Here is a 15,826-nt window from a genome sequence, read left to right on the forward strand (position 1 = left end):
GGGATGCTGCCTCGCTTTCGACGCGGTCCGGGGGTGTCCCGGTGGCTGGTTGACACGTTACGTGGCCGGTGGGGTCTGTGGGAGGCCGGATTCGGGCGCTATTTGTAGGACTTGTCCAAAGGGGTCCGTATCCTTGGCGCCGTGACTTCCGCCCTCCCCTATGCCTTGATCGCCACCGACCTGGACGGGACGCTGCTGCGCGCCGGGGACGCCGTCTCGGCCCGCTCCCGCAAGGCTCTCGCGACGGCGCGCGCCGCCGGCGCGCACCACGTCGTCGTCACCGGTCGCCCCGTTCCGCAGGTCCGCCATGTCCTTGACAGCCTTGGGTATACGGGGCTCGCGGTGTGCGGACAGGGCGCGCAGGTCTACGACGCGGCGCGCGGGCTCCTGCTGCACTCCGACGCGATGGACCGGGGGCTCGCGGAGGTGGCGCTCGGCAAGATCGAGGCGGAGATCGGGGAGGTGTACGTCGCGATCAACCAGGAGGGCCTGGACGGCGAGATGCTGATAGGGCCGGGCTACCGGATGTGGCACCCGCACCTGCCCACGGTGCGGGTCCCCCAGCGGGACGACCTGTGGCCGGCGCCCATCAACAAGGTGCTGATGCAGCACCCGCGGCTCGACGACGACGAGCTGACCCGGGTGGCCCGATCGGTGGTCGGGGACCTGGTGAACGTCACCATGGCGGGGGAACACACGGTGGAGCTCCAGCCGCCGGGCGTGGACAAGGCGGCCGGCCTCACCCGCGCCGCGGCGGCCCTCGGCGTCGGCCCGCGGGCCACGATCGCCTTCGGCGACATGCCGAACGACATCCCGATGTTCGGCTGGGCGGCGTGGGGCGTGGCCATGGCCGACGCCCACCCCGAACTCCTCGCGGTGGCCGACGAGGTCACCCTCTCGAACGAGGCGGACGGCGTCGCGGTCGTCGTCGAACGCCTCTACGCCTAGCCGGCGGTGGCCTGACCGGCGCCTCCCTGACCGGTGCCGCCCTGGCCGGCGGGCCGGTCCCCGCCCCGGTCCACGACCCCGCGTCCGACGATCGCCACCGAGGTCACCTCGTCCCCGGCCTTGCCCCAGGCGCCGTCCTCCAGGACCACGGTGCGCTCGCCGAGCAGGCGCAGACTGCCCTCGTCGAAGATCCACTCGATGCGTTCGCCGCCGTGGACCCGGGCGACGGCCACCCCGCTGCGCCCGGCCGCGTCCTTCGCCTCGGGGACGTACACCACCCCGGGGATGCGGGCCGCGGCCCGGTAGAGGGCGGCGCTCACCCCGGGCGGCGCCTCCACCGTCCGCAGCAGGTCGCCGATGGCCACGAACGCCTGCTGGTCGGGCCCGGTCGTCGAGCCCGAGCCGGGGCCGTGGTTCAGCCGGGTGTCCTCGTAGATCAGCTCCAGGAGCGCGTCGGGATCGGTGGGCAGGGATTCGAGGTAACGGTAGGTGGGATTGCCGATGTTGGGCCTGCCGTAGCCGCCGTCCGGGGGGAGCGTCGAGGCCCCGCGGGACGTGCGCACGAGGGTGGGCACCTTCCGGTCGACGGACACCCAGCGCTCGGCGGCGGCGTCCTCCCGCGAGGCCTCCATCGCGCCGCTCTTCGTCTCGGTCAGGGCCGTGGTGTGCCCGACGGTCCGGGTGTACAGGAACTGGCCGTCCCGGACCGCCGGCGCGGGCAGCGCCTGCGCCGAGAGCGCCACCCGGTCCAGCAACCGGACCGCCGCCGGGTCGGGCGGCGCGGCGACGACCGGCCGGCCCTCGTCCGTACCGAGGCCGAGGGTGACGGCCAGGGCCACGGCGCAGGTCGCGGCCCCGGCGGCCAGGACCAGGAAGAAGGGGCGGCGCCGGGCAGGGGCGGGCCGCCCGTCGGCCCGCGCCGCCTCGCGCAGCAGGTGCTCCCCGATCCGGCGCTCCCCGGGGAAGGGCAGGTCCGCGTCGGCGACGCCGGGCAGGCGCCGCAGGGTGTCGTGGGCGTCGTTCACGGGGTTCCTTGGGTCGCGGGTCGGGCGGCCTGGGGCCGGTCCGGCAGATCGGCGGTGAGCTTGGCCAGGCGGGCGCGGGCCCGGGAGAGGCGCGAACGGACGGTGCCCACGGCCACCCCGCAGGCGCGGGCCACCTCCTCGTGGCTGAGGCCGGACCACACGGACAGCAGGAGCACCTCGCGGTCCGCGCGCCGCAGCCGGTCCAACGCGGCGAGCGCCGCGCCGGCCCGGTCGGAGTCGGCGATCCGGGACACGACGGCGTCCGCGAAGTCCGGCACGGCGTCCGAGGGTGGCAGCCGGGCCATCGCCTCGCGGTGCCGGCGCGCCGCGCGGCGGGTGTTGCGGATGACGTTCGTCGCGATCCCGAACAGCCAGGCCCGCTCGTACGCCACCCCGTCGAGGGAATCGCGCAGCCGCCACGCCTCCAGGAAGGTGAGGGAGACGACGTCCTCGGCTCCGGCCGGATCGCCGGTCATGCGGACGGCATGCGCGTACACGGCACGTGCGTGTGCGGCGTAGAGGTCCGCGAACAGTTGGTGGTCCACGCCGGTTAGTGTCCGCGGCGGCCGGAGCGTTGCAGTGACCCGCGTCACGCCCAACGGGAGTGCCCGCCGGGGTGGCCCAGGTACAGGGCGCAGGGGCCCCCGTCGGGGGCCGCCGCCGGGCAGTCGGCCGCCGCGAGGACCGCGTCGTCCGCCCCGGCCGCGCCCCACCGGGCCCACAGGGCGGTACCCGCCGCCCCGCCGTCGTGGAGCAGCTCCATGTGGGGCCCGTCGGCGTGCGGTTCCAGGGAGCAGCGCAGTACGGGACCGTCCCCGAGCACGGTCCGCAGCGCGGCCCGGTGGCGGGTGGCCAAGGCGTCGAGGTGCGCCGCGGACAGCGCCCCGTATGCCCCGCAGGCCCGCCCGCTCACACGCCCCACCCCCGGGCCGCGGCGAAGGCCACGCAGCCGATCCACAGCACCGCCCCGAGGGGCACCGCCACCGCCTCGCCCCGCGCGCGCCGCGGCCGGCACAGCTCCCGCATCCGGTCGGCCGCCTCGATCGCCCCGAGCGTGAACTCCTCCCGCTCCGCCCGCCGTCGGGCCACCTCCGCCTCCAGCCGGGCCAGGAACAGCGCCCGGTAGGCGGGGTCGGACTCGACGCGGCGCAGCTCGCCCAGCGGATCCATCACAGCAGCCCCTCCGCGCTGCGCGCGTTGCGCCGGGCGATCTCCGCCCGCAGCCGCTCCATCGGATCGGCCCCCCGCACCGCCCCCGGCTCGGCCTCCCACTCCACCCCGCCCCGCACGTCCCGCAACGCCCAGTAGGGCCCCGCCACCCCCCGAAACTCCGCGACCCGGCCACCCCGCCCGGTATCGACCACGAGCGTGCCGGGGGGTGGGGGCGTCTTCGCTTCACACATCGCCGTGCCTCTCTGTAGCGAATCCACTACCAAGCGGATTCAGCGTGACCTAGGCTCGGAAGGTCTTCAACTTGCGTGAATTGCACGGATAGTTGGGTGGGATTCGTTGAATCGGAAAGAGCTGGACCCTGCGAAGTCCCCGGGGGCGGCCTTCGGGCAGCGCCTGCGCACGTTGCGGGACGAGCGGGGCTGGACGCAGGACGAACTGGGCGAGCGCATGGGGTGCTCCGGAACGCACATCTCCGCCGTCGAAACTGGTCGCCGCCCTCCAACTCGCCGCTTCGCGACAAGTGCTGATCGGGTTTTCGGTACAGGTGACAGGTTCGAGCGCCAGAGTCGGGCCGTCCGGCAGACGGCCCTGCTGGAGGGCTTCCCCGAGTACGTCACGCACGAGGTGCGCGCGGCGGAGATCCGGCTGTACGAGGTCGGTGTCATGCCGGGAATCCTTCAGACGCCGCAGTACGCGTCCGCTCTCAACGCTCGCGCCGTCGAGCGCGGCGCGATCACCTCCGAGCAGTCTGAAGAACGCCTCTCCTTCATCGCGGAGAGGCAAGAGGCGCTCCTTCGGACACCGGCGCCGCTGGTCTTCGTGGTCCTGGACGAGAGCTGTCTTCGGCGACCCGTGGGCGACCAGGCCACGATGGATGCACAGCTCCAGCGCCTGATGGAGTTCGCGGCGCTTCCGAACACCGTTTTCCAGATCGCGCCGTTCGAGATGGGTGATCGGCGTCCGCTCAGCCTGCCGCTCTACATCCTGACGATGCAGAACCGGTCTCTTGTTTCCTATGCGGAGTCCGCCCAGCGCGGGCAACTCGAACGCGAAAGTGCCTCTGTGGTCCCGTTGTTGACCGCCTACCATCAACTACAGGCCGAGGCCACTTCGCAGGCGGCATCCGTGGCCATGATTCGTCAGCTACGAAAGGGCATCTCGTGACGACCGAAACCCCCCTCTGGTTCACGTCCTCGTACAGCGAGAACGGCGGTGCGTGCGTCGAGGTCGCCACCAATCTCGTCGCCGCGCGCGGCGTCGTCCCCGTCCGGGACTCCAAGCGCGCCGACGGCCCGGAGCTCGACTTCACCGCCGCCGCCTTCTCCGCGTTCGTGGACGGCCTCAAGGCCGGGGCCCCGGGGGTCTGACGGGGCGGGGGCGCGGTCAGCCGGCCGCTCTCGGGAGGCGGCGTTCCCACGTGCGGTGGAAGACGACCTCCTCGCCCTCGCGGCACACGACCTCGTTCGAGGTGAGGAACCCGCCCTCGTCGCAACGGATCTCCGAGCGGGTCTCCACCCGGGCGTCCCAGCCCTCCTCCGGGCGGTGCAGGCGGACGCGCCACTCCGAGCGGGTGCGGGCGGACAGCGCGTCGCCGTCGCGGATCTCGTAGACCTCCGTCGCGTCCTCGGCGTACTCCAGCCCGTCCGGGTAGACCCGGGTGCCGCCGTAGCGGGGGTCGACCTCCAGGCGCCAGGTTCCGCGCGCCACGTCCCGTACGACGACCCGTTCCGGGCGCGGCGCGTCCAGGGTCTCCGGGTAGGCCACGCCCAGCGGCGGCGCCTGCTCGGGGGCCTCGAAGACGATGTCGGACGGGGTGCCCGAGGCCGCCCGGACCGGGAGTTCCAGGGTGCTGCCGGCCGGGTCGAGGGTCCAGCCGGCCTCCGAGCCGGCCCGGGGCCAGATCCACGGCCAGTACGCCGAGGACACCGCGAGGCGGATCCGGTGGCCGGGCGGGAAGGCGTGCCCGATGCCGTTCAGCTCGAAGGTGACGTCCTCGTACGCGCCCACCGGCCACGGCACGGCCCGGTCCCGGCCCTGCCGGGCGGAGAGGTTCAGGGCGCCGCGCGTGACCAGCGTCGAGGAGCCGTCCGGGGCGACGTCGCACAGCCGGGCCACGACCTGCCCGTACGGGACGTCCAGCCGCAGGCGCAGCGTCACCGACGGGCGGCCCAGGATCTCCACCGGCTCCCCGGTCGGGACCGGGAACTCGAAGCAGGCCGACTTGGCGTCCTCCTCGCGCTGGTCCGGCGGCAGGTCGGCGTCGTTGCCGAAGGGGAAGAAGCGGCCCGCGTCCAGGCCGGTGTGCTGCGGGGAGGCGACGAGCACCGGGCCGCCCTGGAGCCCGTACGAGACCGGCACCACCGAGGGGGAGGGCCAGGCCCGTTCCCCGACCCAGCGGCCGTCGAGGCGTTCGTAGACGGTGGCGGGGCGGTGGGACTCGCTGATCCAGGCGCGCAGCAGCGGTTCGTCCATGACCCCGTTGTCGTCGCCGCGCAGCCAGTGGTCCCACCAGCGCAGGGTCTCCTGGAGGAAGCCGATGGCCGGGCCCGGCGGCAGCCCCCGGTCGGGGTACTGGTGCGACCAGGGTCCGATCAGGCCCCGGACGCGGCCGGGGGGCAGGGCGGAGACCAGGCGCAGCACGGTGTCCCGGTAGGGGTCGTGCCAGCCGCCGACGGCGAGGACGGCCGCGCGGATCGCCCCGTAGTCCTCGCAGACGCTGCCGTGGCGCCAGTAGTCGTCCCGGGTCTGGTGCGAGAGCCAGGTGTGGACCAGCGGTTCCATCGACTCCAGCCGCTCCAGCCACATCGCGCGCCAGCCTTCGCCGGCGTAGCGGGGGTCCGGGGGGCGGGAGGCGAAGGCGAGCATGGTCGCCGCCCAGGCGTGCATGTCGACGGCCAGGACGGAGCCGCCCATGTAGTGCACGTCGTTGTCGTAGCGGTCGTCCGTGGAGCAGACCGTGACGACGGCCTTGAGGGCGGGCGGGGCGAGGGCGGCGATCTGGAGGCTGTTGAAGCCGCCCCAGGAGATCCCGAACATGCCCACCGCCCCCGTGCACCACTCCTGGCGCGCGAGCCACTCCACCACCGCGACCCCGTCGGCCAGTTCCCGCGCGTCGTACTCGTCGCCGGGCCGGCCGCCGCTGTTGCCGTGGCCGCGTACGTCGACCCGTACGGAGGCGTAGCCGTGCCCGGCGTACCAGGGGTGGCGCTGGGCGTCGCGGGGGGCGGTCCAGTCGGTCAGCCGGTACGGGAGGTACTCCAGCAGCGCCGGGACGGGTTCGTCGGTGACCGGGCGCCAGATCCGGGCGTACAGCTCGACGCCGTCGGGCATCGGGATCCGGACGTCCTCGTGGGTGGTCGCGTACGGGAACGCGGTGCGGATGATCATCGGGGTGGGTCGTTCCCTCCGGGCGGGGGCGTCAGTGGACGGGGTGCATCGTGCGGCGCAGCCACGGCGCGAGGGCGATGACGGCCAGGCCGACGGCGACCGCGACGGCGCCGTTGACCCCGAAGTACACGGGGTTGGACACCTGGCCGTAGACCTTGACCACCTGGGCCTGGATGCCGTTGGCGAGGGCCAGCGAGAGGAACCACAGGGCCATGGTCTGGCTCGCGTAGGCCTTGGGGGCGAGTTTGGTGGTGGCGGACATGCCGGAGGTCTCCAGGAGCACGTCGCCGAGTCCCAGCAGAAGGTAGGAGCCGACGATCCACCAGGCGGCCATCCGGTAGTCGTCGCCGGCGTGCCCGGAGGTGGGCAGGACCATCAGCAGGAAGGACAGGCCACCGAGGATCACCCCGATGGCGATCTTGTTCGAGGCGTGCGGCTGGCGCGGGCCCATCCGTACCCACAGCGCGGCCACGACGGGGGCCAGCAGCACCTCGAACGCGCCGAGCGCGGAGGCGTACCAGCTCGACGGGAAGGTGAAGCCCAGGATCTCGGTGCGGGCGTTGGTGGAGGCCAGCAGCATCATCGTGGAGTAGGCCTGGAAGAGGATGAAGTTGAAGGCGACCGAGGCGAGGAAGAGCACCACGTACGGGCGCAGCCGGCCGCGTTCCGCGTCCGTGACCCGGGGGCTGCGGAACATCAGCCAGAAGTAGACGACCGGTGCGATCACCGAGACGAGGGTGAGCAGGTCCACGAAACGGGCCATCGTCAACCAACCGACCCCCGCCAGGAGGGTGGCGAGTGCGGCGGCGACGACGCAGCCGGCGACGATCAGGAGCACGGCCCGGCGCATCGCGTCGGGGGCGAGGGCGTACTCGGCCGAGTGCTTGCGGCCCGCGAGGTGGCGGCGGCCGAGGACGTACTGGACGAGCCCCGCGGTCATGCCGATGGCGGCGGCGGAGAAGCCCCAGTGCCACCCCTGGTGCTCGCCGAGCCAGCCGGTGATCAGCGGGCCGGCGAAGGCGCCGATGTTGATGGCCATGTAGTAGAGCGCGAAGCCGGCGTCGCGCCGCTCGTCGGCGGTGCGGTACAGCTTGCCGACCATGCTGGCCACGTTCGGCTTGAGCAGCCCGGTGCCCGCGCTGATCAGGCCGAGGCCGGCCCAGGTCATCGCGTCGGTGGGCACGGCCATCGCGTAGTGGCCGCAGGCGATGAGGACGCCGCCGTACAGGACGGCGCGGTAGGAACCGAGGATCCGGTCGGCGAGCCATCCACCGGCGACGGAGACGAGGTAGACCATGGTCCCGTACGCGGCGGCGACCGAGGCGGCCGTGCCCGGCGCCATGCCCATGCCGCCGTGCGCGACGGTGTCCGCGAAGTAGAGGACGAGGATGGCCTGCATGCCCAGGAAGGAGAACCGTTCCCAGACCTCCAGACCCGAGAGGGTGGCCAGGCCCCTGGGGTGCCCCAGGAAGGCGTGGTCGTCGCCCGGCGGCGGCTGATCCGCCTCCGGGTCCCCGTTCTCGTCTATGTCGGTCTCGGTTCTGGACAAAACGTACTCTCCGGTTGTTTCGGCTTCCTCAGAACATACCGGTGCGCATCGGGCGATGCGTGCGTGGCGGGCGGGCAGGCGCTCTGCGTGATCGAAAACTGACCGGATAGGCTGGCTTGAGTGATGGCAGCGACACATCGACAATCCATGTGATCGTCAACGTGATCGTCAGCAGACAGGAGTACCCCTCGTGACCGTCGTCGGGCCGTTCGGACTGAGCGTGCGGGACCAGGCTCTTGAGACCGATGTGCAGGCCGGACTGGCCGCCGTCGAGGCGGGTCTGCTGGAGGCCACCAAGAGCGAAGTCCCCTTCATCACCGAGGCCGCGCAGCACCTGGTGCGGGCCGGCGGCAAGCGGTTCCGCCCGCTGCTGGTGATGCTCGCCTCCCGTTTCGGCGATCCGTACGCGCCCGGCATCGTGCCGTCGGCCGTCGTCGTGGAGCTCACGCACCTGGCCACGCTCTACCACGACGACGTCATGGACGAGGCGGACGTACGCCGTGGGGTGGACAGCGCGAACGCGCGTTGGGGAAACTCCGTCGCCGTCCTGACGGGTGACTTCCTCTTCGCCCGCGCCTCGCACATCCTGGCCGACCTCGGCCCCGAGGCCGTGCGCATCCAGGCCGAGGCCTTCGAGCGGCTGGTGACCGGCCAGATCCTGGAGACGGCCGGCCCCCGCGACGGTCGCGACCCCGTCGCCCACTACCTCGACGTGATCGCCGGCAAGACCGGCTCGCTGATCGCCGTCTCCGGCCGCTTCGGCGCGCTGATGTCCGGCGCCGACGAGGCCGTCGTCGACATCCTCACCCAGTACGGGGAGCGCCTCGGCACCGCCTTCCAGCTCGCCGACGACGTCCTCGACATCGCCTCCGACTCCCACGAGTCCGGCAAGACCCCCGGCACCGACCTGCGCGAGGGCATCCCGACGCTGCCCGTGCTGCGCCTGCGGGAGACGGCCGAGCGGGACGGTCGCGCGGAGGACCTGGAACTCGTCGCGATGCTGGACGGCGACCTGTCGGACGACGCCCTGCACGCCGAGGTCCTCGCCCGGCTGCGGGTGCACCCCGCGCTGGAGCAGGCCCGCCGCGACACGATCCGCTACGCCGAGGACGCGCGCGCCATGCTCGCCCCGCTGCCGGAGTGCTTCGCGAAGTCCGCGCTGGAGGAGCTGTGCGACGCGGTGGTCCACCGCGCCGGCTAGCCCGGTGCGGGGCATCCGCCCCCGACGTGCGAAAAGGGCCCTTCCGCCCGCGCCGACCCCTACGGGTCGCCGGCGGAGGGGCCCTACCCGTGTCATCCCACGGTCGTACGCGCAGTTGATTCCGGGGACTGACGCCCCGGGCCGTCCGATTTGGTCAGATGGATACATCAAAACCCCACCGGATCGGGTGAGCGCGGCGACACGGGGGTCGCCGCCGTAGACACAGAGGGCAGGGCACTGACATGGCAGCGAACACGAAGACCTCGCGCAAGGCCGCACGGTACGTCGTACCGGTGGCGGTGGCGGGTGTCGCCGCGGCGACCGTGGCGATGGTCCCGGCCTTCGCGAACGCGGGGAACCCGGACCTGCCCAAGGTGACGGCGCAGCAGCTCATCGAGAAGATCGCGGCGTCCGACGCCCAGCAGCTCTCCGGCACGGCGAAGATCAGCACCGACCTCGGTCTGCCCAAGCTCGCCGGCAACCTGCTCGGCGGCGGCGGGGTGGCCGGCGGATCGGCCGACCCGCAGGACAAGATCGCGCAGCTGGCCAACGGCACGCACACCTTCCGCGTCGCCGCGGACGGCCCGGACCGCCAGAAGCTCACCTTCCTCGACGGCAAGGACGAGTACACCCTCGTCCACAACGGCGCCGACGTGTGGGGATACGACTCGAAGTCCAACGAGGCCTTCCACGAGAAGGACCCGCAGGGCGCCCGGGGCGGCCGCGAGCACAAGACGGGCGACCGTCTGGCGACCTCCCCGCAGCAGCTCGCCCAGGAGGTCCTGAAGGAGGCCGGTCCCACCACCGACATCAGCGTGGGCGACACCGCCCAGGTCGCCGGTCGGGACGCCTACCAGCTGGTCCTGAAGCCCAAGCAGACCGGCTCCACCGTCGGCTCGGTCCAGATCGCCGTCGACGCCAAGAACGGCGTGCCGCTGCGGATCCAGCTGCTGTCGAGCCAGGGCGGCAAGCCGATCGTCGACGCCGGGTTCACCCAGGTCGCCTTCGACAAGCCCGCTGCCGACACCTTCACCTTCACCCCGCCCAAGGGCGCCAAGGTGACCGAGGGCTCCGACCTGAAGGACGGCGCCGAGGGCCACGGCAAGGACTTCAAGGCCCTGGACGCCTTCCCCGGCCTGGACGCGCTGACGGGCGGCGGCAACGGCAAGGGCGAGGTCACGCCGCTGGGCGAGGGCTGGGCCACCGTCGCGCGGATCGACACCGGGGCCGGCAAGGGTCTGAAGGAGCTGGAGAACGACAAGAACGCCCCCAAGGAGGCCAAGCAGTTCCTGAACTCCCTGGGCGAGAAGGTCACCGGCACCTTCGGTGAGGGCCGGATCATGTCCACCCGCCTGGTCAACGCGCTGATCACGGACGACGGCAAGGTCTACGTCGGCGCGGTCACCAAGGACCAGCTGGTGAAGACGGCCAACGCCGCGAAGTAGCCGCACGCGCGAGCGCGCACCGCGAAGGGGTGGCCCGGGACCTGTGTCCCGGGCCACCCTTGTCCCGTTTCCGCCCTGTGTACAGCGGGCCCGCTGTACCGTGAGGGCCATGTCGAGACACGTCACCATCCGCCTGGACGAAGAGTTCCACGAACGCCTCAAGGCGCGCGCGGCGGCACTGGGCACGACGGTCACCGCGCTGATCACCGAGGTCACCGAACGCGAGCTGGACGAGGACCGCAAGACGTTCCTCTCCGGCATCGAGGAGTTCGCCGACCACTGGGGCTACTTCCAGGAGCGGTTCGGCAATTGAAGATCACCATGGAATGGGCCTGGACGGCCCTCGCACACCACCTGCCCTCGGATCCCGCCGTGTGGGACCCCTCCGGGGTGGCCGCCGCCGTCGCCCGCCACCAGAACGACCTGGTGCTGGTGCCCGAGCAGCCCGCCCCCGACACCGCCTGGCGCGCCGCCGCCTTCCTGCACACGCTCGCCGTCTGCCCGGCGCTCGAATCCCCGATGAACGAGTTCTACGCGGCCGCCGCGACCCGCTCGTACCTCCGGGTCGCCGGCGCGAAGCAGCTGCCCTCGCCCGAGGAGCTGGGCGATCTGGTGGAGGCCGCGAAGCGGGGGCGCGCGGACGTCGCCGCCGTCGCCCAGGAGCTGCGGGTGCGGATACAGGATCCGCTGCCCGCCTCGCTACGCTCCGCCGCGGAGGACGCGTAGCACCATCGGCGCCTCGTCGGGGTGCAGCCGCAGTTCGGTGCGGCCGTCCTCGGAGCGGAAGGCGAGGCTCGCCTCGTCGGCCGAGACCGGCTCCAGGGGCGGGAAGTCCACGCGGGAGGTGACGGCCGTGCCCTTGGCCCGCCAGCGGACCGGGCCGTCCGGGGGCAGCTCCAGCAGGCCCTCGCACCACCGGCCGTCGGTGAGGTCCCCGTCCCGCAGGTCGCAGGGGACCGCGACGGCGAGGCCCCGCGCGTGGTCGGCGAGACGCCGAAGCCGCCGCCGTCCGCGTACCAGGGGCACGGGGTTGACGACGGCGACGGCCAGGGCGAGCAGGACGAACAGGGCGGCGATGATCTCCGTCATGATCCGCATCAGATCACGCGGAAGGTCATAGGTCTAGACCACCTGCCCGGTTCGGTGGGAACGGCCGGCGGATCAGAAGGTGATCTTCCAGCTGTTGATGTAGCCGACGTCCTGCGCGGCGGTGTCCTTGACCCGCAGCCCCCACACCCCGTTCGCGACCTCGCTCGACGCGTTCACGGTGTACGACTGGACGAGGTTGTCGGCGCTGCCGCCCGCGCGGTTGTGCAGGTTGTAGACCGTGCCGTCCGGGGCGACCAGGTCGACCACCAGGTCACCGCGGTAGGTGTGGACGATGTTCACGTCCACCTTGGTGGTGGCCGGGGCGTTGCCCGCCACGCCCGAGACCGTGATCGGCGAGGTCACCGCGGCGGCGGGGGAGTCCGGGATGGTCACGTCCGCGGTGTTCTCGAACGACGGGCCCGGCGGGACCGGGGTGGCCGCCCCGAGGTTCCAGATCGCGTACGCGACGGCGTCGGAGTTGCGGTCCAGGGCGGTGTCGTTGATGTTCGCCGTGGTGTCGCACGAGGAGTGGTAGCAGCGGTCGAAGGCCTGACCGGCCGTACCGCCCCACTTCTGCGCCTGCGCGGAGGTCTTGGAGTTGCCGGCGCCCGTGAACAGGCCGCCGACCGGGATCCCCGCGCTCTTGAAGGACGCGTGGTCGGAGCGCCCGTCGCCCTCGGTCTCGATCTCCGTCGGCACGCCCAGGCCCGCGAAGTACGTCTTGAAGGTCTGCTCGATCGTCGGGTCGTCGTCGTAGACGAAGTAACCCGGGTTCGGCGAACCGATCATGTCGAAGTTCAGGTAGCCGGAGATCTTCGCCTTCTCGGCGGCCGGCAGGTTGTTGACGTAGTACTTCGAGCCGACCAGGCCCAGTTCCTCCGCGCCCCACCAGCCGAAGCGCAGGTGCTTCGTGGGCTGGAGGTTCGCGCGGGACACCGCGAGCGCGGCCTCCAGGACGGCCGCCGAGCCGGAGCCGTTGTCGTTGATGCCGGCGCCCGAGGTCACCGAGTCCAGGTGCGAGCCCGACATCAGCACGGAGTTGGGGTCACCGCCCGGCCAGTCGGCGATCAGGTTGTAGCCGGTGGCTCCGCTGGAGGTGAAGGTCTGGAGCGTGGTGGTGAAGCCGGCGGCGTCCAGCTTGCCCTTCACGTAGTCGATCGAGGCCTTGTAGCCGGTCCGACCGTGGGCGCGGTTGCCCCCGTTGGCGGCGGCTATGGAGGACAGCTGGGTCAGGTGCGCCTTGACGTTGGCCAGCGGGATGTCCGGCGGCGTCGGCGCGGCGGTGACCGACGTCGGCGCGGCCAGCGCGGCGGGAGAGGTGGCGGCGAGCAACCCCGCGACCGCGACGGCGGTCACGGCGGCGAGACGCCGGGAGACGGACAGGCTCATGTGGGGGCTCCGGGATTCCGTATGGGGATGCGACGGAACGTGCGGGGAAGAGCGGGTGAGCTTGTGGTGCGTCAGTGCGAGCCTGATGTTCAGCGAGAGCATGACAATCCGTCAAGACCACAATCCGGTCAGGGTGGTTCGGAAAACGGACGGTCCCCGGTACGAGTGGTTCGTACCGGGGACCGAGGGGGGAAAGGGGCGCCGCTAAGCCGGTTCGCGCGTCGGGGCGACGGGGGCGATCGGGGCGACGGGGGAGGCTGGGGCGACGGGGGCGGGCGGGGCGGCCGGGGCCGGAGTGGAAGCCGTGACGGCGGCTCCGGAGACCGGCGCGGCGGCGGCGGAGGCCGCCGCCAGCCGGATCCGCGAACGCCGCGCCGTCCGCAGCGCGTCCCAGGTCAGCAGCACCAACGCCGCCCAGACCAGCGAGAAGCCCGCCCACCGCTCCGGCGGCATCGCCTCGTGGAAGTAGAGCACCCCCAGCCCGAACTGGAACACCGGCGCCATGTACTGGAGCAGGCCCAGCGTGGACAGCGGGACCCGGATCGCGGCGGCGCCGAAGAACACCAGCGGGATCGCGGTGACCAGACCCGTCGCGGCCAGCAGCGCGGAGTGCCCGAGGCCCTCGGAGGCGAAGGTGGAGCGCCCCTGCGCGCCCAGCCACAGCAGGTAGCCGAGGGCGGGCAGGAACAGCAGCGCCGTCTCGGCGGTCAGCGACTCCAGGCCGCCCATGTCCAGCTTCTTCTTGATCAGGCCGTACGCGGCGAAGGAGAAGGCCAGCACCAGCGAGATCCACGGCGGTCGCCCGTAGCCCACGGCCAGCACGACCACCGCGAGCGCGCCGATCCCCACGGCCGCCCACTGGACGCGGCGCAGCCGCTCACCCAGCACCATGACCCCGATCGCGATGGTGACGAGCGGGTTGATGAAGTAGCCGAGGCTCGCCTCCACCACGTGTCCGTTGTTGACCGACCAGATGTACAGGCCCCAGTTCACGCTGATCACGGACGCGGCGAGCGCGGTGAGCGCCAGCTTGCGCGGCTGCCGCACCAGCTCGGCGATCCAGGCCCAGCGGCGCAGCGCCAGCAGGGCGATCCCGACCACGGCCAGCGACCAGACCATGCGGTGGGCCAGGATCTCCACCGCGCCGGAGGGTATGAGCAGCGGCCAGAAGAGGGGGACCAGCCCCCACAGTCCGTACGCGCCGAATCCGTAGAGCAAACCCGTGCGGTGCTCGGCCTCTGTCTTCACGGGACCTCCAGCGCTACTTCCGGCCAATTTCACAACCTCACGACCGTAACGCCGCAGCGCCCCGATGTCATGCCCGTTTGGGGGAGATACTCATGACATCGGAGGGGTGGGAGGGGGAACGGCGCCCGGCGAGGGCCCCTGCGACCGCCCCGGAGCCCTCCCGCGCGCCGCCCGGGGGGTGTCAGGCCAGGGCCGCCGCGACCGCCTCGGCCACCGGGGTCGTCGGCCGCCCGATCAGGCGGGCCAGGTCCCCGCTCGTGGCGGCCAGCCGGCCCCGCGAGATCGCCGCGTCCACGTCGACCAGGAGCGTCGCGAAGCCCTCCGGCACCCCGGCGCCCGTCAGGATCGCCAGGTGCGTCTCGGCGGGCACGGCGTTGTACGCGACGTCGCGCCCGGACTGCCGCGCCACCTCGGCGGCGTACTCGGCGAGGCTCCAGGCGGTGTCCCCGGACAGCTCGTAGACGCGGTTCAGGTGGCCCTCGCCGGTCAGTACCGCCGCGGCCGCCGCCGCGTAGTCGGCCCGCGCCGCCGAGGCGATCCGGCCCTCGCCGGCGCTGCCGACGACCGCGCCGTGCTCCAGGACGGAGGGCAGCTGCCCGGTGTAGTTCTCGTGGTACCAGCCGTTGCGCAGGAAGGTGTAGGGGAGGCCGGAGTCCAGGACGGCCTGCTCGGTGACCTTGTGCTCGGCCGCCAGGTCGAAGTCGGCCTCGGGCCCGCCGAGGATCCCCGTGTACGCGAGCTGCGCGACCCCGGCCGCCCCGGCCGCCTCGATCACGGCGGTGTGCTGCGGGACGCGCCGCCCGACCTCGCTGCCGGAGATCAACAGGACGCGGTCGCCGGCCCGGAAGGCCCCGGCCAGGCTCGCGGGGTCGTCGTAGTTCGCGATCCGTACGTCGATGCCCCGCGCGGCCAGGTCGGCGGCCTTCGCGCCGTCGCGCACGACGACGGCCAGGTCCGCGGCGGGGGTGGTGGCCAGCAGCTCCTCGACGACGAGGCGGCCGAGGGCTCCGGTGGCTCCGGTGACGACGATGCTCATGGTGTGCTCCCGTTCGTAGGCGATGAGCACTACCTTACGGTAAGCGCTAACTTTTAGAAAGTGAGCGCTGTATGTCCGGCCGTGCGCGCACGCGCGAAAGCCCGGACCCTCAAGGCGGGATCCGGGCTTTCGGCGGGTGCGGTCGACGGCTCAGCCGACGACGGTCCAGGTGTCGTTGCCGTGCAACAGGGCGCCCAGGTCGCCCTTGCCGTTCCGCTCCACCGCCGTGTCGAGCTGCTCTGCCATGAGGGTGTCGTAGACGGGGCGTTCGGTGTCGCGGAAGACGCCGATGGGGGTGTGGTGGAGGGTGTCGGGGTCGGCGAGGCGGGAGAGGGC

General features: G+C 72.5%; 18 protein-coding genes and 1 pseudogene. 7 read left to right on the top strand and 12 right to left on the bottom strand.

Translation table 11 applies throughout. The features are described 5' to 3' along the window. The first annotated feature begins 141 nt into the window (after positions 1-141). Complete coding sequence (locus AB0D01_RS29615) at positions 142-948, top strand: HAD family hydrolase (protein WP_363060541.1); 807 nt, start codon at positions 142-144, stop codon at positions 946-948. On the opposite strand, the gene AB0D01_RS29620 is transcribed toward AB0D01_RS29615, so the two are convergent. The 5 genes from AB0D01_RS29620 to AB0D01_RS29640 are packed head-to-tail and all read right to left on the bottom strand — an operon-like array spanning position 945 to position 3,376. Further along, on the bottom strand, positions 945-1,973 hold the full coding sequence (locus AB0D01_RS29620; RefSeq protein WP_363060543.1) for a CU044_5270 family protein: 1,029 nt from the start codon (positions 1,971-1,973) through the stop codon (positions 945-947). The genes AB0D01_RS29615 and AB0D01_RS29620 overlap by 4 nt on opposite strands. Beyond that, the gene (locus AB0D01_RS29625) at positions 1,970-2,518 is read right to left on the bottom strand and encodes an RNA polymerase sigma factor (RefSeq protein ID WP_363060544.1); all 549 of its coding nucleotides are present in this window, start codon (positions 2,516-2,518) and stop codon (positions 1,970-1,972) included. The genes AB0D01_RS29620 and AB0D01_RS29625 overlap by 4 nt, the downstream gene beginning before the upstream one ends. A 44-nt stretch (positions 2,519-2,562) precedes the next feature. After that, on the bottom strand, positions 2,563-2,886 hold the full coding sequence (locus AB0D01_RS29630; protein ID WP_363060546.1) for a hypothetical protein: 324 nt from the start codon (positions 2,884-2,886) through the stop codon (positions 2,563-2,565). Then, positions 2,883-3,146, bottom strand: coding sequence for a hypothetical protein (locus tag AB0D01_RS29635; protein ID WP_363060547.1), 264 nt, complete (start codon positions 3,144-3,146; stop codon positions 2,883-2,885). The genes AB0D01_RS29630 and AB0D01_RS29635 overlap by 4 nt, the downstream gene beginning before the upstream one ends. Continuing rightward, entirely contained in the window at positions 3,143-3,376 is a 234-nt protein-coding gene (locus tag AB0D01_RS29640; protein ID WP_363060549.1) for a hypothetical protein, read from the bottom strand. The genes AB0D01_RS29635 and AB0D01_RS29640 overlap by 4 nt, the downstream gene beginning before the upstream one ends. Before the next feature lie 106 nt (positions 3,377-3,482). Here AB0D01_RS29640 and AB0D01_RS29645 point away from each other — a divergent pair, with 106 nt between their 5' ends. Both AB0D01_RS29645 and AB0D01_RS29650 read left to right on the top strand, forming a co-directional pair. Then, positions 3,483-4,310, top strand: coding sequence for a helix-turn-helix transcriptional regulator (locus AB0D01_RS29645; protein WP_363060551.1), 828 nt, complete (start codon positions 3,483-3,485; stop codon positions 4,308-4,310). Then, positions 4,307-4,513, top strand: coding sequence for a DUF397 domain-containing protein (locus tag AB0D01_RS29650; RefSeq protein ID WP_363060553.1), 207 nt, complete (start codon positions 4,307-4,309; stop codon positions 4,511-4,513). Before AB0D01_RS29645 ends, AB0D01_RS29650 begins: the two co-directional genes overlap by 4 nt. A gap of 16 nt (positions 4,514-4,529) precedes the next feature. Here AB0D01_RS29650 and AB0D01_RS29655 read toward each other — a convergent pair whose 3' ends face one another. Both AB0D01_RS29655 and AB0D01_RS29660 read right to left on the bottom strand, forming a co-directional pair. Then, positions 4,530-6,533 (bottom strand): CocE/NonD family hydrolase, encoded by a 2,004-nt coding sequence (locus AB0D01_RS29655; RefSeq protein ID WP_363060555.1) that lies wholly within the window; start codon positions 6,531-6,533, stop codon positions 4,530-4,532. A gap of 31 nt (positions 6,534-6,564) precedes the next feature. Beyond that, positions 6,565-8,061: a peptide MFS transporter gene (locus AB0D01_RS29660; RefSeq protein WP_363060581.1), complete on the bottom strand. Its 1,497-nt coding sequence runs from the start codon at positions 8,059-8,061 to the stop codon at positions 6,565-6,567. Between the two features lie 211 nt (positions 8,062-8,272). On the opposite strand from AB0D01_RS29660, the gene AB0D01_RS29665 reads away from it, so the two are divergent. From AB0D01_RS29665 to AB0D01_RS29680, 4 genes are all read left to right on the top strand, one after another. Further along, the gene (locus tag AB0D01_RS29665; RefSeq protein WP_363060557.1) at positions 8,273-9,283 is read left to right on the top strand and encodes a polyprenyl synthetase family protein; all 1,011 of its coding nucleotides are present in this window, start codon (positions 8,273-8,275) and stop codon (positions 9,281-9,283) included. A 242-nt stretch (positions 9,284-9,525) separates the two neighbouring features. Continuing rightward, positions 9,526-10,728 (top strand): DUF2092 domain-containing protein, encoded by a 1,203-nt coding sequence (locus AB0D01_RS29670; protein WP_363060559.1) that lies wholly within the window; start codon positions 9,526-9,528, stop codon positions 10,726-10,728. Positions 10,729-10,837: 109 nt separating this feature from the next. Further along, positions 10,838-11,041 (top strand): hypothetical protein, encoded by a 204-nt coding sequence (locus tag AB0D01_RS29675; protein WP_234333790.1) that lies wholly within the window; start codon positions 10,838-10,840, stop codon positions 11,039-11,041. After that, complete coding sequence (locus AB0D01_RS29680) at positions 11,038-11,454, top strand: hypothetical protein (protein WP_363060561.1); 417 nt, start codon at positions 11,038-11,040, stop codon at positions 11,452-11,454. The genes AB0D01_RS29675 and AB0D01_RS29680 overlap by 4 nt, the downstream gene beginning before the upstream one ends. Here AB0D01_RS29680 and AB0D01_RS29685 read toward each other — a convergent pair. The 5 genes and pseudogenes from AB0D01_RS29685 to AB0D01_RS29705 form a co-directional block, all read right to left on the bottom strand. After that, positions 11,428-11,817, bottom strand: a complete 390-nt coding sequence (locus tag AB0D01_RS29685) for a hypothetical protein (protein WP_363060563.1) — start codon at positions 11,815-11,817, stop codon at positions 11,428-11,430. The two genes, AB0D01_RS29680 and AB0D01_RS29685, sit on opposite strands and share 27 nt — an antisense overlap. Positions 11,818-11,889: 72 nt before the next feature. Further along, a complete protein-coding gene (locus tag AB0D01_RS29690) occupies positions 11,890-13,206 on the bottom strand; it encodes a M28 family metallopeptidase (RefSeq protein WP_363060565.1) in 1,317 nt (438 codons plus the stop codon). A 204-nt stretch (positions 13,207-13,410) separates the two neighbouring features. Then, positions 13,411-14,454 carry an EamA family transporter RarD gene (rarD, locus tag AB0D01_RS29695; RefSeq protein WP_363060567.1) on the bottom strand — a complete coding sequence of 348 codons (1,044 nt, stop codon included), beginning with the start codon at positions 14,452-14,454 and terminating at the stop codon, positions 13,411-13,413. Between the two features lie 181 nt (positions 14,455-14,635). Further along, the gene (locus AB0D01_RS29700; RefSeq protein WP_363060583.1) at positions 14,636-15,490 is read right to left on the bottom strand and encodes an SDR family oxidoreductase; all 855 of its coding nucleotides are present in this window, start codon (positions 15,488-15,490) and stop codon (positions 14,636-14,638) included. Between the two features lie 150 nt (positions 15,491-15,640). Continuing rightward, positions 15,641-15,826 (bottom strand): annotated as a pseudogene (locus tag AB0D01_RS29705) (2-oxoacid:ferredoxin oxidoreductase subunit beta); the annotation flags it as partial.

Source organism: Streptomyces sp. NPDC048606, from assembly GCF_040650855.1.
Classification (GTDB): domain Bacteria; phylum Actinomycetota; class Actinomycetes; order Streptomycetales; family Streptomycetaceae; genus Streptomyces.